Source organism: Paenibacillus naphthalenovorans (genome assembly GCF_001465255.1).
Classification (GTDB): domain Bacteria; phylum Bacillota; class Bacilli; order Paenibacillales; family NBRC-103111; genus Paenibacillus_G; species Paenibacillus_G naphthalenovorans.
This window is the reverse complement of the sequence record NZ_CP013652.1, coordinates 1227047-1253325: the sequence shown is the minus strand read 5'-3', so window position 1 is coordinate 1253325 and position 26279 is coordinate 1227047. Positions and strand designations below refer to the sequence as shown.

The 26279-nt window shown below is 53.9% G+C and carries 30 protein-coding genes; 1 reads left to right on the top strand and 29 read right to left on the bottom strand.

Features of this window, described 5'->3' with window-relative positions; all coding sequences use genetic code 11:
- The first annotated feature begins 61 nt into the window (after positions 1-61).
- A complete protein-coding gene (locus tag IJ22_RS06035; protein WP_062410876.1) occupies positions 62-1642 on the top strand; it encodes a YifB family Mg chelatase-like AAA ATPase in 1581 nt (526 codons plus the stop codon).
- On the opposite strand, the gene IJ22_RS06030 is transcribed toward IJ22_RS06035, so the two are convergent.
- From IJ22_RS06030 to fapR, 29 genes are all read right to left on the bottom strand, one after another.
- On the bottom strand, positions 1639-2013 hold the full coding sequence (locus IJ22_RS06030) for a YraN family protein (RefSeq protein WP_235594267.1): 375 nt from the start codon (positions 2011-2013) through the stop codon (positions 1639-1641). The two genes, IJ22_RS06035 and IJ22_RS06030, sit on opposite strands and share 4 nt — an antisense overlap.
- Positions 2010-2306, bottom strand: coding sequence for an EscU/YscU/HrcU family type III secretion system export apparatus switch protein (locus IJ22_RS06025; RefSeq protein ID WP_054820183.1), 297 nt, complete (start codon positions 2304-2306; stop codon positions 2010-2012). The genes IJ22_RS06030 and IJ22_RS06025 overlap by 4 nt, the downstream gene beginning before the upstream one ends.
- A complete protein-coding gene (locus tag IJ22_RS06020; protein ID WP_062407930.1) occupies positions 2303-4516 on the bottom strand; it encodes a hypothetical protein in 2214 nt (737 codons plus the stop codon). The genes IJ22_RS06025 and IJ22_RS06020 overlap by 4 nt, the downstream gene beginning before the upstream one ends.
- A gap of 109 nt (positions 4517-4625) precedes the next feature.
- Entirely contained in the window at positions 4626-5321 is a 696-nt protein-coding gene (locus tag IJ22_RS06015; protein WP_082660982.1) for a ribonuclease HII, read from the bottom strand.
- Between the two features lie 117 nt (positions 5322-5438).
- Complete coding sequence (locus tag IJ22_RS06010) at positions 5439-6539, bottom strand: DUF3626 domain-containing protein (RefSeq protein WP_235594265.1); 1101 nt, start codon at positions 6537-6539, stop codon at positions 5439-5441.
- A 345-nt stretch (positions 6540-6884) separates the two neighbouring features.
- The gene (locus tag IJ22_RS06005; protein WP_062407924.1) at positions 6885-7244 is read right to left on the bottom strand and encodes a hypothetical protein; all 360 of its coding nucleotides are present in this window, start codon (positions 7242-7244) and stop codon (positions 6885-6887) included.
- 152 nt (positions 7245-7396) lie between these two features.
- Positions 7397-8281 (bottom strand): ribosome biogenesis GTPase YlqF, encoded by an 885-nt coding sequence (gene ylqF / locus IJ22_RS06000; protein ID WP_062407922.1) that lies wholly within the window; start codon positions 8279-8281, stop codon positions 7397-7399.
- A gap of 43 nt (positions 8282-8324) precedes the next feature.
- A complete protein-coding gene (lepB, locus tag IJ22_RS05995; RefSeq protein WP_062407920.1) occupies positions 8325-8903 on the bottom strand; it encodes a signal peptidase I in 579 nt (192 codons plus the stop codon).
- A gap of 71 nt (positions 8904-8974) precedes the next feature.
- Positions 8975-9316, bottom strand: coding sequence for a 50S ribosomal protein L19 (gene rplS / locus IJ22_RS05990; RefSeq protein WP_054818963.1), 342 nt, complete (start codon positions 9314-9316; stop codon positions 8975-8977).
- Positions 9317-9498: 182 nt separating this feature from the next.
- The gene (locus IJ22_RS05985) at positions 9499-9969 is read right to left on the bottom strand and encodes a hypothetical protein (protein ID WP_171005858.1); all 471 of its coding nucleotides are present in this window, start codon (positions 9967-9969) and stop codon (positions 9499-9501) included.
- Positions 9970-9978: 9 nt separating this feature from the next.
- Positions 9979-10176, bottom strand: a complete 198-nt coding sequence (locus tag IJ22_RS25650) for a hypothetical protein (RefSeq protein ID WP_054818962.1) — start codon at positions 10174-10176, stop codon at positions 9979-9981.
- Positions 10137-10286 (bottom strand): hypothetical protein, encoded by a 150-nt coding sequence (locus tag IJ22_RS26255; RefSeq protein WP_160327349.1) that lies wholly within the window; start codon positions 10284-10286, stop codon positions 10137-10139. The genes IJ22_RS25650 and IJ22_RS26255 overlap by 40 nt, the downstream gene beginning before the upstream one ends.
- A gap of 15 nt (positions 10287-10301) precedes the next feature.
- Positions 10302-10442: a hypothetical protein gene (locus IJ22_RS26515; RefSeq protein WP_171005856.1), complete on the bottom strand. Its 141-nt coding sequence runs from the start codon at positions 10440-10442 to the stop codon at positions 10302-10304.
- A gap of 288 nt (positions 10443-10730) precedes the next feature.
- Entirely contained in the window at positions 10731-11495 is a 765-nt protein-coding gene (gene trmD, locus IJ22_RS05975) for a tRNA (guanosine(37)-N1)-methyltransferase TrmD (protein WP_054818960.1), read from the bottom strand.
- Entirely contained in the window at positions 11492-12016 is a 525-nt protein-coding gene (gene rimM, locus IJ22_RS05970; protein WP_054818959.1) for a ribosome maturation factor RimM, read from the bottom strand. The genes trmD and rimM overlap by 4 nt, the downstream gene beginning before the upstream one ends.
- 70 nt (positions 12017-12086) lie before the next feature.
- Positions 12087-12317 (bottom strand): KH domain-containing protein, encoded by a 231-nt coding sequence (locus IJ22_RS05965; protein ID WP_062407918.1) that lies wholly within the window; start codon positions 12315-12317, stop codon positions 12087-12089.
- Between the two features lie 22 nt (positions 12318-12339).
- Positions 12340-12615: a 30S ribosomal protein S16 gene (gene rpsP / locus IJ22_RS05960; RefSeq protein ID WP_054818958.1), complete on the bottom strand. Its 276-nt coding sequence runs from the start codon at positions 12613-12615 to the stop codon at positions 12340-12342.
- Between the two features lie 32 nt (positions 12616-12647).
- Entirely contained in the window at positions 12648-14015 is a 1368-nt protein-coding gene (gene ffh, locus IJ22_RS05955) for a signal recognition particle protein (protein WP_054818957.1), read from the bottom strand.
- Positions 14016-14044: 29 nt separating this feature from the next.
- Positions 14045-14395 carry a putative DNA-binding protein gene (locus IJ22_RS05950; RefSeq protein WP_062407917.1) on the bottom strand — a complete coding sequence of 117 codons (351 nt, stop codon included), beginning with the start codon at positions 14393-14395 and terminating at the stop codon, positions 14045-14047.
- Positions 14396-14551: 156 nt separating this feature from the next.
- Complete coding sequence (ftsY, locus tag IJ22_RS05945; protein ID WP_062407914.1) at positions 14552-15556, bottom strand: signal recognition particle-docking protein FtsY; 1005 nt, start codon at positions 15554-15556, stop codon at positions 14552-14554.
- A gap of 73 nt (positions 15557-15629) precedes the next feature.
- On the bottom strand, positions 15630-19205 hold the full coding sequence (gene smc, locus IJ22_RS05940; protein ID WP_062407913.1) for a chromosome segregation protein SMC: 3576 nt from the start codon (positions 19203-19205) through the stop codon (positions 15630-15632).
- A gap of 120 nt (positions 19206-19325) precedes the next feature.
- Positions 19326-20030, bottom strand: coding sequence for a ribonuclease III (rnc, locus tag IJ22_RS05935; protein ID WP_054818956.1), 705 nt, complete (start codon positions 20028-20030; stop codon positions 19326-19328).
- 87 nt (positions 20031-20117) lie between these two features.
- Positions 20118-21356, bottom strand: a complete 1239-nt coding sequence (gene fabF / locus IJ22_RS05930; RefSeq protein WP_062407911.1) for a beta-ketoacyl-ACP synthase II — start codon at positions 21354-21356, stop codon at positions 20118-20120.
- A gap of 127 nt (positions 21357-21483) precedes the next feature.
- Entirely contained in the window at positions 21484-21717 is a 234-nt protein-coding gene (acpP, locus tag IJ22_RS05925) for an acyl carrier protein (protein ID WP_010501107.1), read from the bottom strand.
- Positions 21718-21883: 166 nt separating this feature from the next.
- Positions 21884-22624 carry a 3-oxoacyl-[acyl-carrier-protein] reductase gene (gene fabG, locus IJ22_RS05920; RefSeq protein WP_062407910.1) on the bottom strand — a complete coding sequence of 247 codons (741 nt, stop codon included), beginning with the start codon at positions 22622-22624 and terminating at the stop codon, positions 21884-21886.
- A gap of 24 nt (positions 22625-22648) precedes the next feature.
- Positions 22649-23590 (bottom strand): ACP S-malonyltransferase, encoded by a 942-nt coding sequence (gene fabD, locus IJ22_RS05915; protein WP_054818954.1) that lies wholly within the window; start codon positions 23588-23590, stop codon positions 22649-22651.
- A gap of 45 nt (positions 23591-23635) precedes the next feature.
- Positions 23636-24622, bottom strand: a complete 987-nt coding sequence (locus tag IJ22_RS05910) for a beta-ketoacyl-ACP synthase III (protein WP_054818953.1) — start codon at positions 24620-24622, stop codon at positions 23636-23638.
- Between the two features lie 4 nt (positions 24623-24626).
- On the bottom strand, positions 24627-25625 hold the full coding sequence (plsX, locus tag IJ22_RS05905; RefSeq protein ID WP_062407908.1) for a phosphate acyltransferase PlsX: 999 nt from the start codon (positions 25623-25625) through the stop codon (positions 24627-24629).
- Complete coding sequence (gene fapR / locus IJ22_RS05900; protein WP_062407907.1) at positions 25609-26217, bottom strand: transcription factor FapR; 609 nt, start codon at positions 26215-26217, stop codon at positions 25609-25611. The genes plsX and fapR overlap by 17 nt, the downstream gene beginning before the upstream one ends.
- Positions 26218-26279: the final 62 nt, after the last annotated feature.

Here is a 26279-nt window from a genome sequence, read left to right as displayed (position 1 = left end):
GACATGAGCGGATAAGGAAGCACCTTTGGCCATGAAAATGATGGGAAAGGTGTTTTTATTTATGTATGGAAAAGTAATCAGCGCATGCTTGCACGGCATTGATGGCAAATTGGTGGATGTCGAGGTTGATTTGAGCAACGGTTTGCCCCAAATGACTATCGTCGGGCTGCCCGACAGCGCAATTAAAGAGTCGATGGAACGGGTGCGCGCCGCCATTAAAAACTGCGGATTCACCTTTCCGCTGCAGCGTATCACGGTCAATTTGGCGCCTGCGGATATACGCAAAGAAGGGTCCGCGTTCGATTTGGCGATAGCCGCAGGAATTCTTTCCACCAGCGGACAACTCCGGCAGGAGCGCATTATGAAGACGCTGCTGATCGGCGAACTTGCCCTGGATGGTTCGGTCAGGGCGATTCCCGGCGTATTGTCCATGATCGCGTCGGCCAAAGAGCACGGCATCACTCGTGTCGTTTTGCCGGAGGACAATTCGGAAGAAGCCCGGTGGTTTGAAGGCTGTGAGATCGTAGGAATCCGGCATTTAAGCGAGCTCGTCGCCGATCCAAGGGACAACGGGAACAGCCATCCGGTGCATACGGCGAATGCAATTCAATCCATTGATCGTTCATCTCAAGCATTGCATTCAAAGCCTTTAACCGCTCAAGAGGATTATGCCGATGTATACGGGCAGCAGCATGCCAAACGGGCTTTGATGATATGCGCCGCCGGAATGCACAATGTGCTCCTGATCGGTCCGCCGGGCACAGGCAAAACCATGTTGGCCAAGCGCCTCCCTTCGATCATGCCGGAGATGAATGAACAGGAGTCGCTCGATGTGACCCGAATTTACAGCGCTTCCGGAAAATTTGCGGACCGGAGACAGCTAGTCCGCGAACGGCCTTTTCGCATGCCCCATCATACGATTTCCGCCGCCGGATTAATCGGAGGCGGAGGCATTCCCAAGCCGGGGGAAGTGAGCTTGGCGCATCGCGGCGTACTTTTTCTTGATGAGCTTCCCGAGTTTTCCAGAGCTGCATTGGAAGTGCTGCGCCAGCCGTTGGAAGACCGGTGGGTTACCATCGGTCGTGCCCGGGCCGTATACAAGTTCCCTGCGCATGTTTTACTTGCGGCTTCTATGAATCCGTGTCCATGCGGTTTTTGGGGAGCCGGAACCGAGCAGCAAGGCTGTATTTGCAGTCCTGTGAAGGTAGCACATTACCGCTCCAAAATCTCCGGTCCGCTGCTCGATCGTATCGACCTTCATGTCGAGGTTCCTCGTATCGAGTATAAGCATCTCGCTCCCGAACAAAAACAGATGACATCGACCGAAATGCGCACTATTGTAGAACACGCGCATCAAATTCAGCTTCGCAGATACCATGGCTCCGGAGTCCTGTTTAATAGCGAGCTAAGCGGAAAAATGCTGCGGGAGCATGTCCGGATCGACCAGGCGACGACAAAGCTGCTGGAGCGTTCTTTTGAGGTATTGGGGTTAAGCGTACGGGCACATGACCGGATTTTAAAAATTGCCCGTACGATCGCCGACTTGGAAGGGAAGGACGACGTTTTACCCGAGCATGCCGCCGAGGCGCTGCAATACCGGGCTTTGGACAAAAAAATAAATCCGCTCACGCTCTTGGGTTAAAAAGCGTTGCGGATTTGTTCGATATGCAGTACAACTCCCGTCGGGTCCGTCTGCACGGCCAGAACATCATAGCGGACCTGCCGGACCTGCTGCCGCTGCTGATGCATGTAAACCTGCGACGTCTCAATAATTTGCCTTTGCTTCCGGGCATTCACCGATTCCAGGGGGGTTCCGAATGCGCCTCTTCCACTGCGGGTGCGCACTTCGACAAATACCAAGATTTCGCCGTCCATGGCTATGATATCGATCTCCCCGGTTCTGCACCGCCAATTGCGTGCAAGCAGCCGAAACCCCTGCTCCTTCAGCCGCTGTTCTGCCGCCGCTTCACCGACGGCTCCAAGCTCTTTGCGTTTCAGCCGCGATTGCGTCAACCGCCTTCCCCCCTCCATTGTTTGGCTTTCTGGTCAGAACGGTAAATGAAGGTCAGCACCTCAGCTACAAGCTTGTAAAGCTCCGGCGGAATTTCCTGATCCAAATCCAGTTTAGACAATACCTCAACAAGAGATGGATCCTCTTGGATCGGTACACCGTTCTCCCTGGCCTTTTCCATGATGGACTCGGCAAGTCTGCCCTTCCCCTTAGCAATAAGCTTGGGAGCCGCCGAGATATCGGGTGCATATTTTAAGGCTACCGCCTTCTTGATTCCCTGTGTCTTCTGGGTCATACGCGGATATCCACACCTTTATAACGTCGTTGTGCATAGATGGACTCCAGGCTGCCTTCCCTTAACACCGACGCCGGGCCCGATGATTCGGAGAATTCGATATTTTCCGTCGCCTTGGAGGGATAAGGACTGCATTTCATGGAAATAAACTGATAACCGATCGAATGCAGACCCTGGGCTATGTCGTCTTTATGAGCATCCAAAAGCTCCCGAGTAAACGGCAAATCATTATGGACATGTAAACTGACGATGCGGTTAACGACCTGGACATCGACCAGGGTATCCCCCAAAGCCTTCATCCGTAAGTCAAAAACAAGCCGGCAGTTGCTCTCGTCCAGGCTGCCGTTTCTCCCTTTCCGGGACTGAATGTGAATGGCCGCTGTCTGCTCTCCGTTGGCATGAATCAACGGAACAAACAACGTCACATGCGAAAACATGGCGCCCCGATCTTGACTCAGCAGCAGCTGCTGCCCCGTAATTTGCTGAACCGCCTGCCGAGCAGCATCCTTTAAGTCTTGGGGCGCATCCATCGCTTGCGAAAGCTGCATCAGCACGCTTTTCAACGAATCGGCCGCTTCGGCCGCCTCCCCCGGCGAGCCCGCGGACAATGAGCCTGCATGCAATCTCTGCTCCTGCAAATTCTGCTCAAGATGCTTTATCGCCTGATGCTCATGATTCATCCCGAGCGCCTTCATCAGTCTCCCCAGCAGCGGCCCGTCTTCCTGTTGCTCCGACAATGTCTGTGCCTGCGCCATCGCGGCTGGAGGTTGTTCTGCCACCGCCTGCTGCGCTCCTGCGCCCGCTGCGCCGCTGCCGCTTGCGCCCTGCGCTGCCGCCTGCTGCGCCCCTGCGCCCGCTGCGCCGCTGCTGCTTGCGCCCTGCGCTGCTGCCGCCTGCTGCGCCCCTGCGCCCGCTGCGCCGCTGCTGCTTGCGCCCTGCGCTGCTGCCGCCTGCTGCGCTCCTGCGCCCGCTGCGCCGCTGTCGCTTGCGCCCTGCGCTGCCGCCTGCTGCGCTCCTGCGCCCGCTGCGCCGCTGTCGCTTGCGCCTTGCGCTGCCGCCGCCTGCTGCGCCCCTGCGCCCGCTGCGCCGCTGCCGCTTGCGCCCTGCGCTGCCGCCTGCTGCGCTCCTGCGCCCGCTGCGCCGCTGCCGCTTGCGCCCTGCGCTGCCACCGCCTGCTGCGCCCCTGCGCCCGCTGCGCCGCTGCCGCTTGCGCCCTGCGCTGCCGCCGCCTGCTGCGCCTCTGCGCCCGCTGCGCCGCTGCTGCTTGCGCCCTGCACTGCCGCCGCCTGCTGCGCCCCTGCGCCCGCTGCGCCGCTGCCGCTTGCGCCCTGCGCTGCCGCCGCCTGCTGCGCTCCTGCGCCCGCTGCGCCGCTGCTGCTTGCGCCCTGCACTGCCGCCTGCTGCGCCCCTGCGCCCGCTGCGCCGCTGCCGCTTGCACCCTGCGCTGCCGCCGCCTGCTGCGCCCCTGCGCCCGCTGCGCCGCTGCTGCTTGCGCCCTGCACCGCTTCGCCTCCGTCAGCGGCCCGGCCGAGCAGCTGTCCGGCCGTCTCGCGCAGCTGCTGAACTAATTGGCGCACGCCTTCCAGCAGCGCACGGGTCTGTGGAGAATACTCCGTCCGGCCATCCAGCTCTTGCTGAGCCAGCAGGCTTATGTTTTCCAACGCTTTATGGAAAGGGGGGCCTTGCACGGCCTGGCGTAAGGAAGCCACTGACTCCGACGTCAGCGGCAGCCCCTTTTGAAAAGCGATCACAGCCGCCGGTACCCAGTCTTCCGGCGGTGTCTGCGCCGGCATGCCCGACCGCAGCTGCACGAATGCATAGACATGATCCCTGGTCAGCTGTACCCCCGCTTGGTGCAGCATTTGGACCAACTGCCGGTTCGCCGGGGTATCTTGAAGTCCTATTCCTTTTAATACATCCCCTAACGACACATCTGCAATCTGTACCGTGGACGATTGCAGGGGCTTTAGCATCACTTGTCCGCCCGAGGATTCAGGCTGAACTTGAAGCATGGTGACCTCACCCTGCTTTAAAGGCGCCTCCAGCTGCGCCCGGACCTGTACACCGTTAATTTGAACCAAAGCCTCCTTATCGGACAGGAGCTGTACCACCTTCCCCTTGACGACTTGTCCTGCCTTGAGCTCAAGCGACTTGGGCTCGGACAATTGCGTCTCTCCGATCAAGCCGCGGATCATACCGCTAATATTCATCGATGCCGCCCCTTTCAAACGCAAAGCCGGCTTGGGTTCGTCCGCACGCTCCCCGCCGGCTTCTTTTTCCGGTTATTGTTTATATCGGAAAAACACTCCCGTCCTTTCACTAAAACAACAGCTGCTGCTCATAAACGATCTTTTTAAGAAACGTCTTTCGATGCATCGGTGAAGGTCCGTACTCCTGAATGGCCTCCCGGTGCTTTTTGGTTGCATAACCTTTATGTATAGCGATCCCGTACTCCGGATATTCCACATCCCATTGGAAGCACATCCGATCCCGCGTCACTTTTGCGATAATCGAAGCCGCTGCGATCGATTGACTCCGTGCGTCTCCGTGAATGATCGCAAGCTGCTCTATGGGCACATCGACTTTTTCCGCATCCACCAACAGCATATCGGGAGTCAAATTCAGCTTTTCCACAGCTTCTTTCATGGCCAGCCGTGCCGCCTGCTTAATATTAATTCTTTCGATCGTGGCTACATCGACAATACCGACGCCAACGGCGAGAGCCTTCTCCATGATGATCTCATACAGTGCCTCCCGTTTTTTTTCGCTGATTTGCTTGGAATCGTTCACGTCCTCAAGCACAAGCCCTTGCGGCAAAATAACCGCGGCAGCTACCACATCACCGAATAAACAGCCGCGCCCGACTTCATCCACCCCTGCAATATAAAGCTTCCCTTGCTCCCATAATTCACGTTCGTATTCCAGCATCCGTTTCACCTGCAATTGTTGTACATTCTGCCATGATGTAACATTATACCTCACCCGGTGAATCTTGCCTATCCCCAAACCAGGCATGTCCAATGGCCCTGAAAAAGGGGATGTCAGGGTGGTATCCCAACGTCGCCTCCACACAAGCTGGCAGATATAAGGAATAAAATTCCGGGATTTCCGCCATCTCAAACAATAAGTCCTTCATTCACGCGCAAACGGTTTACCAAATCGAACTAAAATATGCCACATGTATTTTAATTCCTGAAGCACCTCTTCATAGTTCCCTCTGTCACTCCATTGTGCCGGATTACGTTTCAAATCGTTGACGACCGCCCCGATCACACTGGCGTCGATATGATCATTCCGTGCTATCCGCCTGGCCAGGGAAGGCATGGCCGGCCCCCTAAAATCCATGGGTATTTCTTCCGCGTGCATGACAAATCCCATATGCCAATAAAGTTCGATGGAATACATCAAGCCTATTTGCTCTAAAATTTCTCCTATGTATGTGCCTTTGAACGAAGGATCGGCAACAAGCGCTTCTACGTCATCTTTTAAAACAATATCACCATGAACCTGGGCCTCGATATAGTGGTTAAGGTTTCGTTTGGGCTCACAATTTGAAGGATCCTTTAATGGGCATTCAAGATGATACAAGAGATGATCGATCCATTTCCGCGGTGTCAGATCGTTCTCGCCAATTGCATCATTCCGAAAAAAAGCATCTTTCAACATCGCTGCCAAAATGTCGTCAAACTCATCATAGGTTCCCTTTTCCTTCGGATCCTGATGAGAATCCAAATAAGTGTACGTGCAGCGACAGGAGACCTTGGGTGAGAGAAGGAAGTAGCATGACCCGAACCGTGGAGCCGGTCCATCCGGATGCAGCATTACATTTAAGGCCCCGTACTTCGGGCGCTGACTCTTGGTCATGCCAGCCGACTGATAAGCGCCGCCAAACATCTTTTTCTCCCAAAGATCCCGTGCGCCGCCTGGATAGGCCGATACGCTGCCATTGGAAATTTGAGTTTCGAACTGACTCTTATAGATTCCCTGCTCAAGCAATGCCTGAGCTACACTTTTCATGTCCGCCATTGGCCGGTCGGGATGAAAATGCAGCGCAACCCTCGCGTTCGCCAGCAGTTTGGCGGCGGCCTCCTCAAATGTATTCCAAGGGATATTTGACATCTGAAGAACTTCCTTAATTGACTTTTGAGCATCGCATTTTCGGGCTCTGGCGTACTGTGTGATGTGCTCAATTGCCAAGCGCTGTGAACTTGATAACGCTCTCTTACCTGACATTTGCATCACCTTCCTTGAAATAACCCGACATCGGGCTTATCCCAACTCGAATATATTGACCTCGCCACCTGTTTCTTTGAACTCAAATATTAGACTATGTAAAAAGGGCCGCTCAAAGCGTAACCCCTTTTCAGGACGGTGGGGAACGATTAGATTGATTCCCGGCATCACTGCCGGAATGGCGGAACAATTAATAAACGGTTTCCGGGGAGGGGGGGGGGCAGTATTTTTTTCTGGGCAGGACTCCTGCCAGGACATAACGAGAGTGAAGAAAAAAGGATTTGTCCGGCAAATCGCATTTTGTGGAGAATGCACATGGGAGAAAAAATCTACATGCGCACAGCATCAATCTCTGATCCTTTTGCGCAGTGCCGAGGCAACCTCTGAGGGATGATCGATTTGGAAGATGACATAGGTATATTTTTCGTGTCCCTCCAATTCGAGTATGACAAGAGGCTCCCTTTTTTCATAAGAAAGAAAATACCATTCGTTGGCGTATTTAAAGCTCCCCTCATAAATATGAAGCGGCGCGATCGAAGTTCCGGGCATCCGGAGCATCCACATAGGGGCATCAAAGTAATCCACAACAACCCTTTTGATCTTTGGATAGGGGATAACGACTTGCCGTTTTAATGCAAAGATACAGGTGAGCCCCGTAAGCTTTAGAACAAACTCTGCATCACCAAACCGGACCTCTCTTCCCACCTTCTTACACCTCTCTTCCAAACTCATATTTTTCTGCAGCCATCATACCATAAAAGTACGCATTTTCATGAACAGCCGGCCTTTTCGCATGAGAAGCAATGATCATGATGAAAAAGAAGCGGATAACCCCGGACGGCGGTTCCGCTTCTTCCTTATTCCGCATTTGCCGTCATTTCATCCGGCGTTTCCATACTGATTCTTCCCAGCTTACCGGCACGAAGCTCGCGCAATAGGGTAAGCGACGCTTTCTCCAGGTCTACCCTTCCGCCGCTCATTAATGCACCGCGTTTGCGGCCGATCGCTTCCATCAAATCGACGATCGCATCCGAATCTTCGGGATTCTCCGGCAGTTCGTCCAAACCAAACCGGTCCTTCAAGGCTTCCCCATAGTGCCCGGCCAAATAACGCACGGCAAAAAACGCTATCTCTTCCGGATGCAAAATTTCCTCTCTAATCGCTCCGGTGGCTGCTAACCGTAAGCCGACCGTCTGATCTTCAAACTTGGGCCACAAAATGCCCGGCGTATCCAGCAGTTCCATCTCCGTTCCCACTTTAATCCACTGCTGGCCTTTCGTTATCCCCGGCTTGTCACCAGTAGCCGCTATTTTACGGCCTGCCATACGGTTGATCAATGTCGATTTTCCGACGTTGGGAATGCCTACGATTAAAGCGCGAATCGCACGCGGGTTGATTCCTTTACGCTGCTGCGCTTCAATTTTGCTTGCCAAAAGCTCTTTGCTTCGCTGCATGATCTCTTTCACCGGGTTGCCCTGAACAGAATCGATCGGAAGCGCCCGAAGTCCCCGCTCCGCAAAATAATCGATCCACCGCTTCGTCACATCCGGATCGGCCAGATCGCTTTTATTCAGCAGCACCAAACGGGGCTTTTGCAGCAAAATCTCATCGATCATCGGGTTGCGGCTGGACAAAGGAATACGCGCATCCAGCAGCTCGATCGCCAGATCGATCAGCTTCAGCTTATCCTGAATTTGCCGCCGCGCCCGCGTCATGTGACCCGGAAACCATTGGATTGTCATTGGCAGGTCACCTCAACTTTACACCTTTCATCTATGTTACGCTCTAGAAATGAACCAGACTTATTTTATCGAACGGCCAGAAAATCAAATCGGCGCGTCCGACAATCTGTTCGTATTTAACAAAGCCTACAGTACTGTCCCGGCTATCCGAGCTGTTGGACCGGTTGTCCCCCATGACGAATATACTTCCTTCCGGTACGGTTTGCTCCGGATAATTTCTTGTGTTATAGGGTATCCCTTGTTTCGCCGCTTCATCCAAAGCCTGCTTCAGGTACGGCTCATCCAGCAATTGTCCGTTAACATATACCTGATCGCCTTCCACCCGAACTTTCTCGCCCGGCAATGCAATGACGCGCTTTATGTAATCCTTGTCTTTGGTTGCATGGAATACAAGGACTTCCCCGCGTTCCGGGTTACCGAACCTGTAAGTTAACTTATTGACGATGAGGCGCTCCCCAGTATGAAAGTTCGGTTCCATCGAAGGCCCTTCCACAATGAACGGGGCGAAAATGAGCCAGCGTATAAAAAACACGAGAGCGGCTGCAATCAGCAGCGCTTTGATCCATTCCCAAACTTCGTTTTTGATCGGATTCGCTTTTTCTACTGTCTGATCCTGCTCCATATGCTCTCCTGTCCTTTCGCCAATGTGAGAGAAAACGAAAAGGAGCTTGGTTCGCAAGCCCCTCCTGTTTCTTATCGAATTTCCTGAATTCTAGCTGCTTTACCGCGCAGACCGCGAAGATAGTAGAGCTTCGCGCGACGGACTTTACCACGGCGAGCCACTTCAATCTTATCGATCTTTGGAGTGTTAATCGGGAACGTTCTCTCAACGCCGACACCGTAAGAAATTTTTCTTACTGTGAAGGTTTCGCTGACACCGCCTCCGCGGCGCTTAATAACCACGCCTTCGAACAGCTGAATCCGTTCGCGCGAACCCTCGATAACCTTAACGTACACTTTCAGCGTGTCGCCAGGACGAAAATTCGGAATGTCGGTGCGAAGCTGTTCCTTCGTAATCTCTTGGATCAAATTCATAGATGACTCCCTCCTTCCACACAGGTGTTCTTGCCGCCTCTTCAGATGTATGATTCTTTCGTTGTCACGAGCAGAGGACCACCGTATTCAAGCAAAAATGCCACAACGATATGTATCATAGCATAAATAACATAGAAACTCAAGAATAGGATTTCCCGCAATAGCAAAATGATACTGCAGACTTATTCATAAGCTTCGCTTTTGCCGTATAAAACCAAATAGTAAAATCCGTCATGCGCCGCCGTACCTCCGCTTCCACCTCCCAATGCACCCAGCATTCTGGATAAACCGGGAGCCGGATATTTTAGCACCAAAGTAATCGTAGGGTCCGCCGCATCCCGATATACCTTCGTTCTGGTGCTTCCTTCATAAGTCGGGTAAGCGGTACTGTCCACCACCACCGGGCCCATCCCCAGCGCCGCTAATCTGGCGTTCATGTTCGCTTCTATAAGCGGGCTTACATACCCTACCGCTTCGGCTTCTTTTAATCCATGATTGGCGATTGTATTCAAATGGTTTGCTTTCATCACATAAACAAAAAAAGGGACAACCGCAAAGCATAAGAACAGCATGACCGGTATAATGAATAAGGTAACAAGGACATTGGCCATCCCTTCCTCGTCCCGCAAGATAGAAACCCGTCTTGCCATCATGCCCTCCTGTCAGTCGGTGATGTAATCAAAACCGCGGACATTCTCTGTGATCCTCCTATGGCCGTCTTTTATTTGCTCTCCCATCCCTTGTCCGCCTGCCGGACGAAAAATATAGACGCAAATACCAAAGATCAGAACGACACTCAAGCAAGTAATGATCAGCTTGCTCATCGTCTTATCGAGCCGCAGCCGCTGTGATGCCGGCATTCAGATTGGATGCCCTTCGGTTGCGACGGCTCCGTCCGGGCCCCCGATAAAAACATGGCCGCCCCTTCAAGCCGTACGGCAATAAGGCAGGCAATCTCTAATTTCCCCATAGGTCCACTCTCTCCTCATTGAAATGCGTCATGGATTTGTGCTTTCGTCTGGTTTCCCGCCGAACCCGCGGCCGGAACAATCTGTGCTCCAAGAACATAGAGCGCGGCTCCCGAGAGCAGAACGGCCATGAGCACCGCTACTATGATCTTTGACATGTGTGCCTCCTTATCGGAATTCGCAGCTCCTTCAGCCAGTGGAACACTTTTCTTCTCCATTTTGTGCGGAACACGCATGCCCCTCCTTTCTGTATCCTGTCAACGTACGGGTTCCGGAATGGAATGAGCCAACCCTAAACGCAAAAACCGCCTTATGCATGCAAAACTAGCATGACATAAGGCGGTTCTTCCGCACGTTTCTTTTGTTGGTTAGATCTTATCATATTTCTATTAAAAATGCAAATATTAGGAAAATTTTTGTTCGCAACCATACGCTTGATCAGAGAGTCACTCATGACCTTCAGAGCGCTGCCGGACAGCTTCTTTCGCCTTTTGTTCCTCCAGCCAGCGTCGCTCTTCTTCCGTCAGCACTGCATGCTCCAGCAGATCCGGTCGCTTTTTCCACGTTCGCAGCAGCGATTGTTTTCGCCGCCAATCCTTAATGTTGCCGTGATGTCCGGATATCAGGATGTCCGGTACCTCCCAGTCACGGAATTTGGCCGGACGCGTATAGTGCGGATATTCGAGAAGTCCCGTACTGAACGAATCGGTAACAGCCGACGTTTCGTTGCCAAGGACACCCGGAATCAGGCGTGCCACACTGTCGATGACCACCATAGCAGGAAGCTCGCCCCCGGTAAGCACGTAATCGCCTATGGAGAGCTCGTCCGTCACCAGATGCTCCCGGATCCGTTCGTCGTAGCCTTCATAATGACCGCAAATAAAAATGAGATGCTTCTCGCGTGAAAGCTCTTCCGCTTTCCTTTGCGTAAAGGGTTCGCCCTGGGGACACATCAGAATGATCCGGGGACGCTGCTCCAGGACGGAGGTCAACTCCTCCACCGCTGTGAAAATCGGTTCGGGCTTGAGCACCATGCCGCCGCCCCCGCCATAGGGGTAATCATCGACGGTGTTATGCTTGTTGTTTGCATAATCCCGGAAATTCACCGTGCCGAGCTGCAACAGCCCTTTCTCTTGTGCCTTCCCTAATATGCTGGAGGAAAACACGCCCTCAAACATCTCCGGGAATAGGGTCAGTACGTCGATTTTCATAGCTCCAACAGACCTTCCATCAGATGCACCGTCACTCTTTTTTGCTCCACGTCCACTTTCAAAACGACCTCATCGATGTAAGGAAGCAGCAGCGGTTTGCCTGCAGAGCGCTCCACCACCCACACATCGTTGGCGCCGGGGGATAATATTTCGCTGATGGTCCCAAGCTCCTCCCCCTCTTCGGTAAAGACGCGGCAGCCGATGATTTCATGGTAATAAAATTCATCATTCCCCAGCTCGGACAAGTACTGTTCTTCGACCTTCAGCAGCCACCCTTTGTACTTCTCCACTTCATTGATATTGTTGTAGCCCTGGAACCGGACAATGATCATATTTTTGTGATCCCGCGACGATTCAACGATAACGGGAAGGGTGTCACCGTTCTCAGGATTAAAAAACACGAGCTTGCTGCCCTTGGCAAACCTCTCTTCCAAAAAATCGGTCTGCGGCACGATCTTGAGCTCGCCGCGAATGCCGTGCGTATTTACAATTTTGCCGACCGTGTATAACTTTTCGCTCATCGTTACCTCCGGAGCCTGCTTTATATAGAAGAAAAGAGTTAGGAGCAGCTCCTAACCCTCATCTTTTCCATTACGATACGATTTCAACCGAAACCCGTTTGGGTTCCTTCACTGCAGCAGATGTGACTACGGTGCGAAGCGCTTTGGCAATACGTCCCTGCTTGCCGATCACTTTCCCGACATCGTCCGGGTGAACGGACAGCTCGAACGTAATGGTGCGTTCATCTTCCACCGTATTCACGCGTACTTCTTCGGGATGATCCACCAACGCCTTAGCGATAACGGTAATAAGATCCTTCATCGTACCCTCCGAATCTTACAGATTACTTCTTCTGCAGTTTGGATTCGTGAAACTTAGTCATAATTCCGGCTTTGCTGAACAAGCTGCGAACAGTATCGGAAGCTTGAGCACCAGTTTGAAGCCATTTCAGTGCTTTTTCCTCGTCAATATTGACAATGGCCGGTTGAGCCACCGGATTGTATGTGCCAATCTCTTCGATAAAGCGACCGTCGCGCGGAGAACGGGAATCCGAAACCACTACGCGGTAAAAAGGAGCCTTGTGAGCACCCATACGCTTCAGACGAATGCGAGTTGCCATGCATATCACCTCCCCAATAGAATCAAAAATCTTTAGAACGGGAACTTCATCCCGCGGCCGAGCTTCTTGAGCTGCTTCAACTGCTTGGCCCCTTTGGGGCCCATCATGCCGGAGAATTGCTTCATCATTTTGCGCATGTCTTCAAACTGCTTGATGAAACGGTTGACGTCCTGGATGGAATTGCCGCTGCCCGCCGCCAGACGCTTGCGCCGGCTCGGATTCAGCAGATCCGGGTTTTGCCTTTCTTCCTTCGTCATCGATTTGACGATTGCAGCGACCCGCGACATTTGCTTGTCGTCCACCTTGAGGTCCTTCATCCCCTTCATCTTGCCTGCGCCGGGCAGCATGTCGAGCAGCTGATCAAGCGGACCGAGCTTTTTGACCTGCTCCATCTGATCAAGAAAATCATCGAACGTAAACTCGGCCGTGCGCAGCTTGCGCTCCATCTCCTTGGCTTTATCGGCGTCAATGGTCGCCTGCGCTTTCTCGATCAAGGTCAGCATATCGCCCATGCCGAGAATCCTTGAAGCCATCCGTTCCGGATGGAACGGCTCCAGCGCATCCATCTTTTCGCCCATCGCAGCGAACTTAATCGGGCAGCCTGTGACCGCTTTAACCGACAGCGCAGCCCCGCCACGCGTATCGCCGTCCAGCTTTGTCAGAACAACACCGGTAAGCTCAAGCTGTTTATGGAAGCTTTCCGCTACATTGACGGCGTCCTGTCCGGTCATCGCGTCGACGACAAGCAAAATTTCGTTTGGATTCACCGCTTCCGCGATTTGCTTCAACTCGTCCATCAAGCTTTCGTCAATATGCAAGCGACCCGCAGTATCGATGATCAAATAATCGTTGTTATGATCCTTCGCATGCTGTAGCGCCTGCTTGGCGATCTCCACCGGACTTACTTTATCGCCGAGCGAGAATACCGGGATTTTGAGCTGCTCCCCAAGCACCTGCAGCTGCTTGATCGCTGCCGGACGGTAAATATCCGCCGCCGCAAGCAGCGGTCTGTGATTTTGCTGCAGCAGCAGCTTGGCCAGCTTGCCGGAGGTCGTCGTTTTTCCCGCCCCCTGCAGACCCGCCATCATAATGACCGTCGGCGGCTTGCTTGCACGAACCAGCTTGCTCTGTGTGCCGCCCATCAAGGCGGTGAGCTCCTTGTTTACGATGTCGACTACGACCATGCCCGGCGTGAAGCTTTGCATCACTTCCTGCCCGATCGCCCGTTCCTTCACCTTCGCGACAAATTCTTTGACGACCTTGAAGTTCACGTCCGCTTCCAGCAGAGCAAGGCGCACCTCGCGCAGCGCCTCGTTGACATCGTCCTCCGTAAGTTTTCCTTTTCCTCTAAGCTTGCTGAATACGCTTTGCAGTCGGCTGGATAATCCTTCGAATGCCATAAGGGCTTCACCACCTTGCGAAGGGAATATTAGTCAAGTTCATACAGGTGTTCCGTTATAGCCCTGACTTCCGCTTGTTTTGCTGCGGGCAAGTCCCGGACTACAAGCTCAAGCTGCTGAAGGAGCTTCCGCCGCTCTTCATGTTTGGCGAGCAGTTGCAGCTTCGATTCATAATCCTCCAGCACGGATTCGGCCCGTTTAATATGTTCGTATACCGCTTGGCGGCTGATGCCGAATTCGGCCGCAATCTCCCCAAGCGAATAATCGTCATGAAAATAATGCTTCAAAAAAATCTGCTGCTTCTCCGTCAGCAGCCGTTCGTAGAAATCGAACAGCAAATTGATCCGGGTCGTCTTCGAAAGGACGGTTTCCTCCGTCATTCGTGCCTCACCTCCGTTAAGGTAAAACACTTTACAGCAAGCAACACCACCTATCATACTGAATTCGCAGATCGTTGTCAAGATTTTCTCCTTGTCAGCATAAATGCCTGTCAGAACGGGATCCAGAGAGCCTTTGCCTTACCGGTAAGCCTAGCGTCAGCTCTCCGCCTGCTCCTGGTCCTTATCCGATTCCGCAATCCATTTGCTGAACAGGGCATGTACAAACTGATCCGAATCGAAGGGCTGCAGATCGTCCATCTTTTCCCCAAGACCGACGAATTTGACCGGCAGCTTCAGTTCTTGACGGATGGCCACGACGATGCCACCTTTGGCCGTTCCGTCCAGCTTCGTTAAAACAAGGCCGGTCAGCCCCGATTTCTCGTCGAACAGCTTGGCCTGGGTCATCGCATTCTGTCCCGTCGTCGCATCCAGTACGAGCAGCACCTCATGCGGCGCTTCCGGCACTTCGCGGCGAATGACGCGATAAATTTTGTTTAGCTCCTCCATCAGGTTCACTTTGTTCTGCAGCCGCCCGGCCGTATCGCACAGCAGCACGTCAACCCCCCGCGATTTGGCCGCCTGCAGCGCATCGTACATCACAGCCGCCGGATCGGAGCCGGCCTGCTGTTTGATGACGTCCACACCGACGCGGCGTCCCCATTCCTCCAGCTGCTCAATCGCGCCTGCCCGGAAGGTATCGCCAGCCGCAAGCAGCACCTTTTTGCCCTGCGACTTCAACCTATGCGCCATTTTGCCGATCGTGGTCGTTTTGCCTACCCCGTTCACGCCGACGAACAAGATGACCGTCAGTCCGTTCTCCGCCATCTTGAGCTCCGCCTGCTCGCTGGCCTTGAGCAGCGCAATCAGCATTTCAGACAAAATCGGCTGGAGCTCGCCCGGATTTTCGATTTTGCGTTTGCGAACTTCGCTTCGGAGGTCGTCGATCAGCTTCAAAACCGTATTCACGCCAACATCGGCGCCGATTAAAATTTCCTCAAGCTCCTCATAAAAATCCTCGTCGATTTTTTTGCGGCGCGAGAACAAGTCCTCCACCCGCTCGACGAACACATCTCTTGTTTTCGCCAAGCCTTCTTTAAACTTATTGGTTACCGATTCGGTCTTGGTCGAGATCGTTTCCTTCAGACGTTTGAAAAAGCTCACTGCTGAGCACCTGCCTTTATGATCAATATAACTATACGTGAGCCCGAATGTATTGCGGCACAGCCGCCGCCGGTCAACCGGCCTCCATGATCGCCTCGTCTTCCTCCAAGCGAACGGAGACGAGCTTGGATACGCCGCCTTCCTCCATCGTTACGCCGTACAGGACATCCGCTTCCTCCATCGTCCCTTTGCGGTGCGTCACGACGATAAACTGCGTTTGCTGCGAGAATTCGCGCAAGTACTCGGCAAAGCGGGCTACATTGGCCTCATCCAGCGCCGCTTCCACTTCATCGAGCACGCAGAACGGCACCGGCTTGACGCGAATGATCGAGAACAACAGCGCGATGGCTGTAAGCGCCCGTTCGCCGCCGGAAAGCAGCTGGAGATTTTGCAGCTTTTTGCCCGGAGGCTGCGCCACAATCTCAATGCCCGTGTCAAGCAGACGATCCGGTTCGGACAGGATGAGATCCGCCCGGCCGCCGCCGAACAGCTTTGCAAAGACAACAACAAAGTGTGAACGAATCGCATCGAAGGTCGAGCGGAACCGTCTTCCCATCTCCTCGTCCATCTCGCGGATCACAGCATACAGCGCGGTCTTCGCCTCCACAAGGTCATTCTTTTGCTCGGATAAAAATTGATAACGCTCATTGACGCGCTGATATTCATCGATCGCGCCGAGGTTCACCTCGCCGAGAATAGCGATTTCGCGTTTGAGCTCGCGGACTTTGTTCTGCGTACCCAGCACATCCTCAGGAACGGGATAGCGCACCTTCGCCAGCTCGTAGCTAAGCTCGTAGTCATCCCACAACTTCTTGAGCAGATTCTCCAGTTCCACGTCCAAGCGGTTTACGCGCACTTCCGTCTGGTGCAGCTGTTCCTCCACTTGGCGAAGCTTCGTCCGCTGATCCTTTGTTTTGCTTTCTTCCGCTTCCAGCTTCGCGATCCATTCCGAGCGTTTAGCGCGCTTCATATCCAACTGCTCGGCGCACTGCTGCTTCCTCAGCTTCAAATCGTTGAGCTGCTCGATTTGCAGCACGCTTTCCTGCTCGTGGTTCGCCATATCCGACTCCTGCTGCCGCTGCAGCTCCCGATTGGCCTCCAACTCTGCCTTCAGCGCGTCGAACTCTGCCCGCAAGCGGCGATCCTGCTCCTGCAGCGACTGCTTTTCCTGCGACTGGGAGGCTGCGGTTACCTTCAGATCGGTCAGCTGGGTTTGCAGCTCCTCCTTGGCCATTTCGCTCGCTTTACGGCGGATTTCCGCCTCGCGAATCGCTCCCTGCAGGGCCGTCTCTTCGCCTTGCAGGCGCTCTAAAGCCTCAAGCGCGCTGATCCGGCGCTTCTCCAGCTCAGCCCGCTCTTCCGCAAGCGACTGCCCGTCTGCTCCATAGAGCTCAAGCTGCTGAGCGACCTGCTTTGCCTCATTTTCCAGCGGTTCCAGCGATGCCCGGATCTGCTGCTCTTCAATCCGCCGGTTTTCGCCAAGCGCCCGCAGCTCGTCCAATTCTTTCGACGCTTCCCCGATCTCGCGCCGCATCTGTTCCGCTTTTGCACGCAGACTGCGAAGCTGGGATTCGGATTGAGCGATTTCTTTGTCCATTTCCTCAATCTGACGCTGCCGGCTAAGCAAGCTGGCCGTTTTCTTTTGCTGGCTTCCTCCAGACATCGACCCTCCGGGATTGACCACATCGCCCTCCAGCGTGACAACGCGATAGCGGTATTGCACCCTGGCCGCAATCCGGTTAGCCATTTCCAGCGTCTGCGCGATAATAACATTGCCCAGCAAGCTTGAGGCAATTTGGCGATAAGACTCGTCGAACTGCACCAGATCGACGGCAATCCCGACAAACCCTTCCATTCCCTGCACCTGTCGCTGCTCGCTGTCCGGAATCGACCGTCCCCGGATGACATCCAGAGGCAGGAATGTAGCACGGCCAAGCTGCCGGCGCTTCAGAAAAGCAATCGCCTCCCGCCCGTTCGCCTCGTTATCCACGACGATATGCTGAAGCGCGCCGCCCAGCGCCGTCTCCATGGCAAGCTCCACATGTGCAGGCACCTTCACCAGCTCGGCGACAGCGCCGTGAATACCGCGCAAATCACCGCGTTTCTTTGCTTTCAGCACCTCTTTAACGCCGTGCATAAAGCCGTCGTAATCGTTTGCCATCTCACGCATCGTATCGCGCCGGGACACCATGGCGTCCAGCTTTTGCTCCCATTTGCGCACGGTCGCCAGAGCCTCTTCCAACAACGTCTGCTTTTCTTTCAGACCTTGGCTCAAATCTAAATACCGGTTGCGCACTTCGGCAATTCCATCGACGACCTGCTGCAATCTGTGCTCCAGCTTCGCCTTGCGCTCGGCAATGCTCTCCTGCTGTTCGGCCCACTTCCTATGCTCGTCGCCCAGCCGGTCCATCCGGCGGGTCAGTGCCTCAAGCTGCTGCTCGGCATACCTCGCCTCGTTGCGCGCGTTGGCCGAAGCGTTCAACACCTCCAGCAGCTCGCTTTTGAGCCTGTCCTCCTCGGCGCTGCTGGTTCCGCCAGCAACGCCCAGCAGACGGTCTTCCTCCGCCTTCAGGAGCGCCTCCGTTTCGGACAGACGGCTGGCAATCTCCCCAAGCTTGTCCCGCAGCGCAGTAATTTCCGCTTCTTTTTCGAGAAGACGCTGTTCTTGCTGCCTTATGGTCAGCTCAAGCTGATTCCGGTTGGCGGCGTAGTTCTTTTTCCGCTCCTTTAATACTTCTCCGTGACCTTCGCACTTCTCGAAGTCCTCGCTGAGCTTCAGCAGCTGCTGCTGAAGCTGCTCGATATTCTCCTCCAGCTTTCTCATTTCCAGACGGTCGGTTTCAAGCTGGGCATCGTGCACGCTTACAAAGCCCGACAACTCCAGCTGGGCCTGACGCAGCTCTTCGAGCTTGGCATTGGTTTCAGACCATGTTGCGTGGATCTGCTCAATCTGGTATACATACATTGCGATTTCGCTCGATTTCAGCTGCTCTTTCAATTCTTTGAATCGAACAGCCTTCTCCGATTGAATTCGCAGCGGTTCCAATTGGTCCTCCAGCTCCGTCACGAGATCGTGTATCCGCAGCAGATTTTGTTCGGTTTCCTGCAACTTTTTTTCCGTTTCTTTCTTGCGCGATTTATATTTCACAATCCCCGAAGCTTCCTCAAATATCCCCCGGCGATCCTCCGACTTCGTGCTCAAAATTTCCTCGATTCGCCCTTGGCCAATGATCGAGTAGGCTTCTTTCCCGATCCCCGTATCCATGAACAGCTCGGTAATATCTTTCAGCCGGCAAGGCTGCTTATTGATGAGGTATTCGCTCTCGCCGCTTCGGTGAACTCTGCGGGTCACCGTCACTTCATTATAATCGAGCGGCAGCGATTGGCTGGTATTATCCAGCGTCAGCGACACTTCCCCGTAGTTAACCGCTTTGCGGGCGTCGCTGCCGGCAAAAATGATGTCTTCCATCTTGCCTCCGCGCAGCGACCTGGCGCTCTGCTCCCCCAGCACCCAGCGAATGCCGTCGGAAATATTGCTTTTCCCGCTGCCGTTGGGTCCGACCACCGCGGTAATCCCCTGAACAAACTCCAGTTCGGTGCGGTCCGCAAACGATTTAAAGCCCGAAAGCTCGATACGTTTCAAAAACAATTCGCTCACCTCTTACGGCTATTGTAACATATTCCCTAGACTTAGTAGATACAGTTGCCTTTAACGCATAAAAAAAGCGACGACCTGTTACACCGGCCGCCACTTCCACTCCCATTTCCGTTATGGCTTCTGAACCTTTACCTGCAGTGTGTCTAATGCTTCTGCCGCCGCTTGCTGCTCCGCTTCCTTTTTGGAACGCCCGGTCCCTTGACCCAGCAGTTGATCGTGAAGATAAACCTCCGCAACAAATTCCCGCTCATGCGCCGGACCCCGTTCGTCTACGATCTTATATTCCAGCGGACCCAGATTACGCTGCTGCGTATGCTCCTGCAAAAACGTTTTAAAATCAGCCGTAAGCAAACGCCCCTGCTGAGGCAGATGAGGAAACATATGCTTTTGCAAAAACGTCCTTACCGTTTCCAACCCCTGATCCAAATACAAGGCGCCGATAAACGATTCGAACACATCTGCGAGCAGGGCCGGACGGGTTCTTCCTCCGGTCAGCTCTTCTCCTTTGCCGAGCAGCACATAAGATCCGAAATCGAGCTGTTCGGCAAAGCCGACAAGCGAGGGCTCGCAGACGATCGAAGCTCTTAATTTGGTCAGTTCTCCTTCCGGACGGTCAGGATACTTCTCAAACAAGTACTCCGATACCGTCAGTTCCAGGACAGCATCCCCTAAAAACTCCAACCGTTCGTTATCCTTGTAATGACCTACGCGGTGTTCGTTCACATAAGAGGAATGCGTAAATGCCTGTCGAAGAAGATCAGGATTATTAAAGGGCAAGCGCAATTCCGACTGGAGCTGCTTCAGGTTGCGATGCATATCTTATCACCTTCGTGTGGGCGGATGGCTTCGTGGAACCGTGGTTCCACGAAACAATATTTTAGTATAGACAACCACGAGAACATTTTATGCTTCGAATTTCTTGAGAATGACGGTGGCGTTATGGCCTCCAAAGCCGAACGAGTTGGACATCACGACATGAAGATCCGCTTGACGCGCCACATTCGGAACATAATCCAAATCGCATTCCGGATCCTGATCGTCCAGATTGATCGTCGGCGGGATCGTTCCGTGCTTCAATGCAAGCGCGCAGATCAGCGCCTCCACTCCGCCCGCAGCGCCAAGAAGATGGCCTGTCATCGACTTGGTGGAGCTGACAGCCAGCTTATAAGCGTGATCGCCAAAAGCTGTCTTGATCGCAGTGGTTTCAGATTTATCGCCGACCGGTGTCGAGGTGCCGTGCGCATTAATGTAATCGATCGCTTCAAACGAAATGCCTGCGTCTTTCACCGCTGCTGCCATGCAGCGGGCTGCGCCGTTCGGATCGGGATCTGTCATATGGTAAGCGTCGCCGCTCATGCCGTAACCGATAACCTCGCCGTAAATCCGGGCGCCGCGCTTCAAAGCATGCTCAAGCGATTCAAGAATGAGGATGCCTGCGCCTTCGCCCATAACGAAGCCGTCGCGTCCGATATCAAAAGGGCGGCTCGCCTTCTCCGGCTCGTCATTGCGTGTGGACATCGCGCGCAGCGCGCAAAAGCCGGCGACCCCGGTCGGGCTGATCGTAGCTTCCGCACCTCCGCAAATCATGACATCCGCATCGCCGTACTGAATCTTCTTGAATGCGTCGCCAATGGAGTGCGTACCTGTGGCACAGGCGGTGACTGCCGTGCTGTTGGGCCCTTTGGCTCCCGTAATCATGGAGATTTGACCCGAAGCCATATTCGCGATCATCATCGGAATGAAGAAAGGACTCACGCGTTTCGGTCCTTTTTCAAGCAGGATTTTATGCTGCTCCTCCCAAGTGGACAGACCGCCGATGCCCGATCCTACATAAACGCCTACACGTTCGGGATTGGTATCTTCCTTAATATTCAGTCCCGAGTCTTTCAATGCCATCAGAGTGGCCGCCACGGCAAACTGCACAAATCGGTCCATTCGACGGGCTTCCTTCTTGTCGAAGTATTCCTCAGGATTAAAGTCTTTGATTTCCGCAGCAATTCGAGTAGGATATTCGGATGCATCGAAGGACTCAATCTGGCTTATTCCGGACTTGCCGGCGAGCAGGCTTGCCCAAAACGTTTCAAGATCGCGCCCGAGCGAGGACATCACGCCGAGACCCGTAATTACGACTCTTTGTTTCACTTTAACCCACCTCTATTTTAAAATAACTTTCGTTATTTATTTCTTTATAAAAAAGCGTAAAGAGAAGCTTCCCGGGGTTCGGAATGGAGATAAGTCCCGTCACATAAAGAAACGGGACTTAGAATGATTAAGTATGAGATTTTATGTACTCAACTACTTGACCTACAGTAGTAATTTTCTCTGCATCCTCATCAGAGATTTCCATATCAAACTCATCTTCCAATTCCATAACCAATTCTACGACATCGAGAGAATCGGCACCCAAATCATCTTTAAAAGATGCTTCAAGCGTCACTTCCGCCTCATCCACACCAAGACGGTCAACGACGATACGTTTTACACGATCCAATACATCGGACATCCGGTTCACCTCCTCTTTGGTATTATACTTAACTTATGGACAAATTGCCATAGTCAGCATTGGGGACACGAAAAAAAACAATTTCACGCCTTTTCCCGCCTTCAACCGGGTTCAACCCACCCGAAATTTCACAGGTCGCACTGTCTAGTAGTTGCCCCGGGAAGGGTTACATATACATGCCGCCGTCGACGTGAATCGTTTGACCGGTCATGTACGAGGAATCCTCGGAAGCCAGGAAACGAACCGCCTTGGCGATATCCTCCGGCTGACCCAGCCGGGCAAGAGGGATTTGCTGAAGCAGTTGATCTCTCATCTCGCCCGACAGCTTGTCGGTCATATCGGTTTCGATAAATCCGGGAGCCACGCAGTTTACTGTAATTCCGCGGGAGGCAAGCTCTTTGGCCGCTGCTTTCGTCATGCCGATAACCCCTGCCTTGGCTGCTACATAGTTGGTTTGACCGGCATTGCCAAGCGCTCCGACCACAGACGAAATATTGATGATCCGTCCGGAACGCTGCTTCATCATCGGACGGCTTGCCGCCTTGAGGCAGTTAAACACGCCCTTAAGATTCGTTTCGATCACCTGATCGAATTCTTCCTCTTTCATACGCATGATCAAATTGTCTCGCGTAATGCCCGCGTTGTTGACCAGGATATCGATCCGGCCGAACGTTTCCAGGATCTGTTTAAACATATCCTCAACCTCTTGAACCGCACCTACATTCGCCTTTACCTTGATCGCTTTGCGTCCCATCGCTTCGATTTGCTGCACCGTTTCCGCCGCAGCCGCTTCGCTTCCTGCATAGTTGACAGCTACATCCACGCCGGCCTCCGCAAGCGACAAAGCGATCGCCCGGCCTATGCCGCGTGAAGCACCGGTCACCAGCGCTACTTTACCCGTAAGCATATCCTTCCATCCCTCCCATACAGGTTATACGTTAGATTCCAGCCGGAACTTCTCGATCGCTTCCAGACTGTTCACGGAATACACTTTTACGCTGCGGTCGATTTTCTTGAGCAGTCCGGCCAGCACGGTTCCGCTTCCGATTTCCACAAACGTATCCACACCCTGCCGGATCAGCCACGATACACTATCCTCCCAAAGCACGGACGAATGAACCTGATCGACCAGCAGCTGCCGGATCTCGTCGGGTTCTCCCGCCGGCTTGGCCGTTACGTTGGCTACGACCGGGATGCTCGCCCGGTTCATCTTCAAGCCGGACAAAACGCCGGATAAACGTTCCGAGGCCGGCTTCATCAGAGAGGAATGGAACGGTCCGCTTACCTCGAGCGGAATAACGCGCTTGGCTCCCGCCTCCTTGCCGCGTTCAACAATCGCCTGCACGCCTTCCTTGCTGCCGGAAATGACGATCTGTCCCGGACAATTCAGATTGGCAAGCTCCACCACCGCTCCGCTGCCGCTGATCTCGGCACAGAGGGTTTGCAAAGCCTCGCGCTCCGCTCCGAGCACGGCAGCCATCGCTCCCTGCCCGGCAGGTACGGCTGCGTCCATAAACTCGCCGCGCGCCCGGACGGTGCGAACCGCGTCCTCGAAACCGAGCACACCGGCCGCCACAAGGGCGCTGTATTCGCCCAAACTGTGTCCTGCCAAATAATCCGGCTGCAAGCCGTGACGGGAGCGGAAAAGCTCCAGGTAAGCCATGCTCGTCGCCAGCAGCGCCGGCTGCGTATTATAAGTCAATTTCAGCTCATTCTCGGGTCCCTCAAAGATCAGTTTCGTCAAGCTGAAACCCAGCGCCTTGTCGGCCGAATCAAAGATCGACCGTGCCGCCGCTTCGGCTTCATAGATATCTTTGCCCATGCCTACGGCCTGGGCCCCTTGCCCCGGGAACACGAATGCGATTTTCCCCATGTCAAGACAGCTCCTTTCTATCCCGCTTGGTCTGCAGGTATTTTATTACCATACCAGTACGGAAGCTCCCCAGGTCAGGCCGCCGCCGAAGCCGACGAGCAGCAGACGGCTGCCTTCCTCCACTTTGCCCGCTTCCACCGCTTCCGCAAGGGCGATCGGGATCGAAGCCGCCGAGACGTTGCCGTACTTGTCCAGATTGATCATGCATTTCTCTTGACTTAGCTCCAGTCGGTTCAACGCCGATTGGATAATGCGGATATTCGCCTGATGGGGCACGAGCAGATCGATTTCGGATTTATCCATTCCCGCTTTGCGAAGCGCCTCTTCCGCGGCACTGCCCATGACGCGCACGGCAAATTTGAACACTTCCGATCCGGCCATAAAAATAAAATGCTGCTTGCCTTCCAGGCTTTGCGGAGAGGCGGGATAACGGGAGCCCCCGGCCGGAACTTTCAGGAGCTGTCCCCCGGTGCCGTCGGCGCCAAGCTCGAACGATTGGAAACCGCGGCCTTCCGGCACGACGCCAAGGACTGCGGCACCCGCCCCGTCGCCGAACAAAATGCAGGTGTTCCGGTCGGTGTAATCCGTGATCCTGGACAGGCATTCCGCTCCGACCACAAGCGCATATTTATACGTTCCGGTCGCAATAAAATTTGACGCATTGGCCAGACCGTAAATAAATCCGGTGCAGGCTGCGGACAAGTCGAAAGCCGCCGCTTTCTTCGCCCCCAGCTTTTCCTGCAAAATGCAGGCCGTCGAAGGGAAGGCCATATCCGGCGTAACCGTCGCCACAACGATCAGATCGAGCTGTTCCGCCGTAATTCCCGCATTTTTTAGCGCCTGCAAAGCGGCCTCATAAGCCAAATCGGACGAGGCTTGCTCGGGAGAAGCCATCCGGCGTTCACGAATCCCGGTACGGGTAACGATCCACTCGTCGTTTGTGTCCACCATTTTTTCCAGATCTTGATTCGTCAGCACCCGCTCGGGCACATATTTTCCCGTCCCTATAATACCAACAGGCAATAAGTTCATTGGTTTACAACTCGCTTCCATTACGGATTTCTGTCGATATACTTCCGACCAAATCGTTCTTCAAGGCCAGCCGGGCTTGCCGCACCGCATTTTTGAACGCCAGGGCATTGGAAGAACCATGGCTTTTCAGCACCAAGCCGTCGATGCCGAGCAGCGGAGCGGCGCCGTGTTCCGTGTAATCCAGCTTTTTGCGGAATTGGCCCAGCCCCTTTTTCACGATCGCAGCGGCAAGCTTGGTGTACCAGGTACGCGTAAACTCCTCTTTCAACGCCGAGAAAATAACGGATGCCGTACCTTCCATCGACTTCAGCATGATGTTGCCCGCAAAGCCGTCGCACACGACAACGTCACAGGGCTTCCGCAGCACATCCCTGGACTCCACGTTGCCGACAAACCGTATCGGCGCTTGTTCCAGCAGCGGGAAGGCCGCTTTGGCCACTTCATTGCCCTTCATGGCTTCCGTACCTACGTTAAGAAGACCGACACGCGGCTCATGAAGACCGTGCACCTTGCTTCGATACAGGCTACCCATGATAGCGTACTGCACCAATTGATTTGCAGTGGCATCCATGTTGGCTCCCAAATCAAGCGCCAGTATGCCTTCCCCGTCCGTCGTCGGCAGCATCGGAGCCAAAGCCGGCCTCTCGATGCCCGGAATCCGGCCGACCACAAGCAGCCCCGTCGTCATGAGCGCACCTGTATTGCCCGCCGAAATCATCGCATCGGCTTCCTTCTCCTTCACCATCCGGCCCGCAACCACCATGGAAGCGTCTTTTTTGCGCCGAACCGCCTTGACGGGCTCGTCATCGGCTTCAATCGTTTCGGAGGCATGCCGAAGCTCGAGATTGGCCGGCTTGTTTCCTTGAAGAAGCGGCTGGAGCCGGTCGGTGTCCCCCACCAGAATGACGGTAATATCCGCCCACTCTCTAGCCGCAGAGACAGCCCCTTCTACCGCCGCTTGCGGCGCGTGGTCTCCGCCCATCGCATCAATCGCGATCCGCATGAGCTCCACCTCCTTCGGAGCGGTCTTTTTTCGAATGATAAATAATGAAATTTCCTTGAAACACTACCTCGTCTCCGACGTAGGTAAATACCTCCACCTTCGCTTTTCCTTTGGAAATGGAACGGACATACGCCTTCGCGATGCACTTTTCCCCCAAACGGACCTGCCGCACAAAGCGGATGTCCGCCGCCGCCGTGAGGGCGACCTGATCGTTGATCAGCGCTACGGCAAGCGAATTCGCCTGGGAGAAAATATGATGACCCCGTGCGATTTTCGTACGGGAGAACACATGCTCCTCTTTGATTTCAAAGATGGAAATCCCGCTTTTGTCAAGCTGAAGATCGATCACATCCCCAATGACTTCGTGAAGGGGAAGAGACCGCACTTGGTCATAAGACTGCTCGGCCATCATCTTCATCCGCTCGCGCAGCTCGGGGATACCGAGTTCCAGCCGATCCAGCCGGATGGTTTGTATACTTACCTGGAACAATCGTGTTAATTCTTCATCCGTAATAAAAGGGTTCTCTTCTATCGCTTTGGCCAACTGCTGCTGGCGCTGTCGTTTCGGTATGCGTTCGATGACGAGCACCACCTTTGTTCACATATGTACGAAAAACTTCTCATTCAAACCCTTTTACATCAAACTATTGGCGT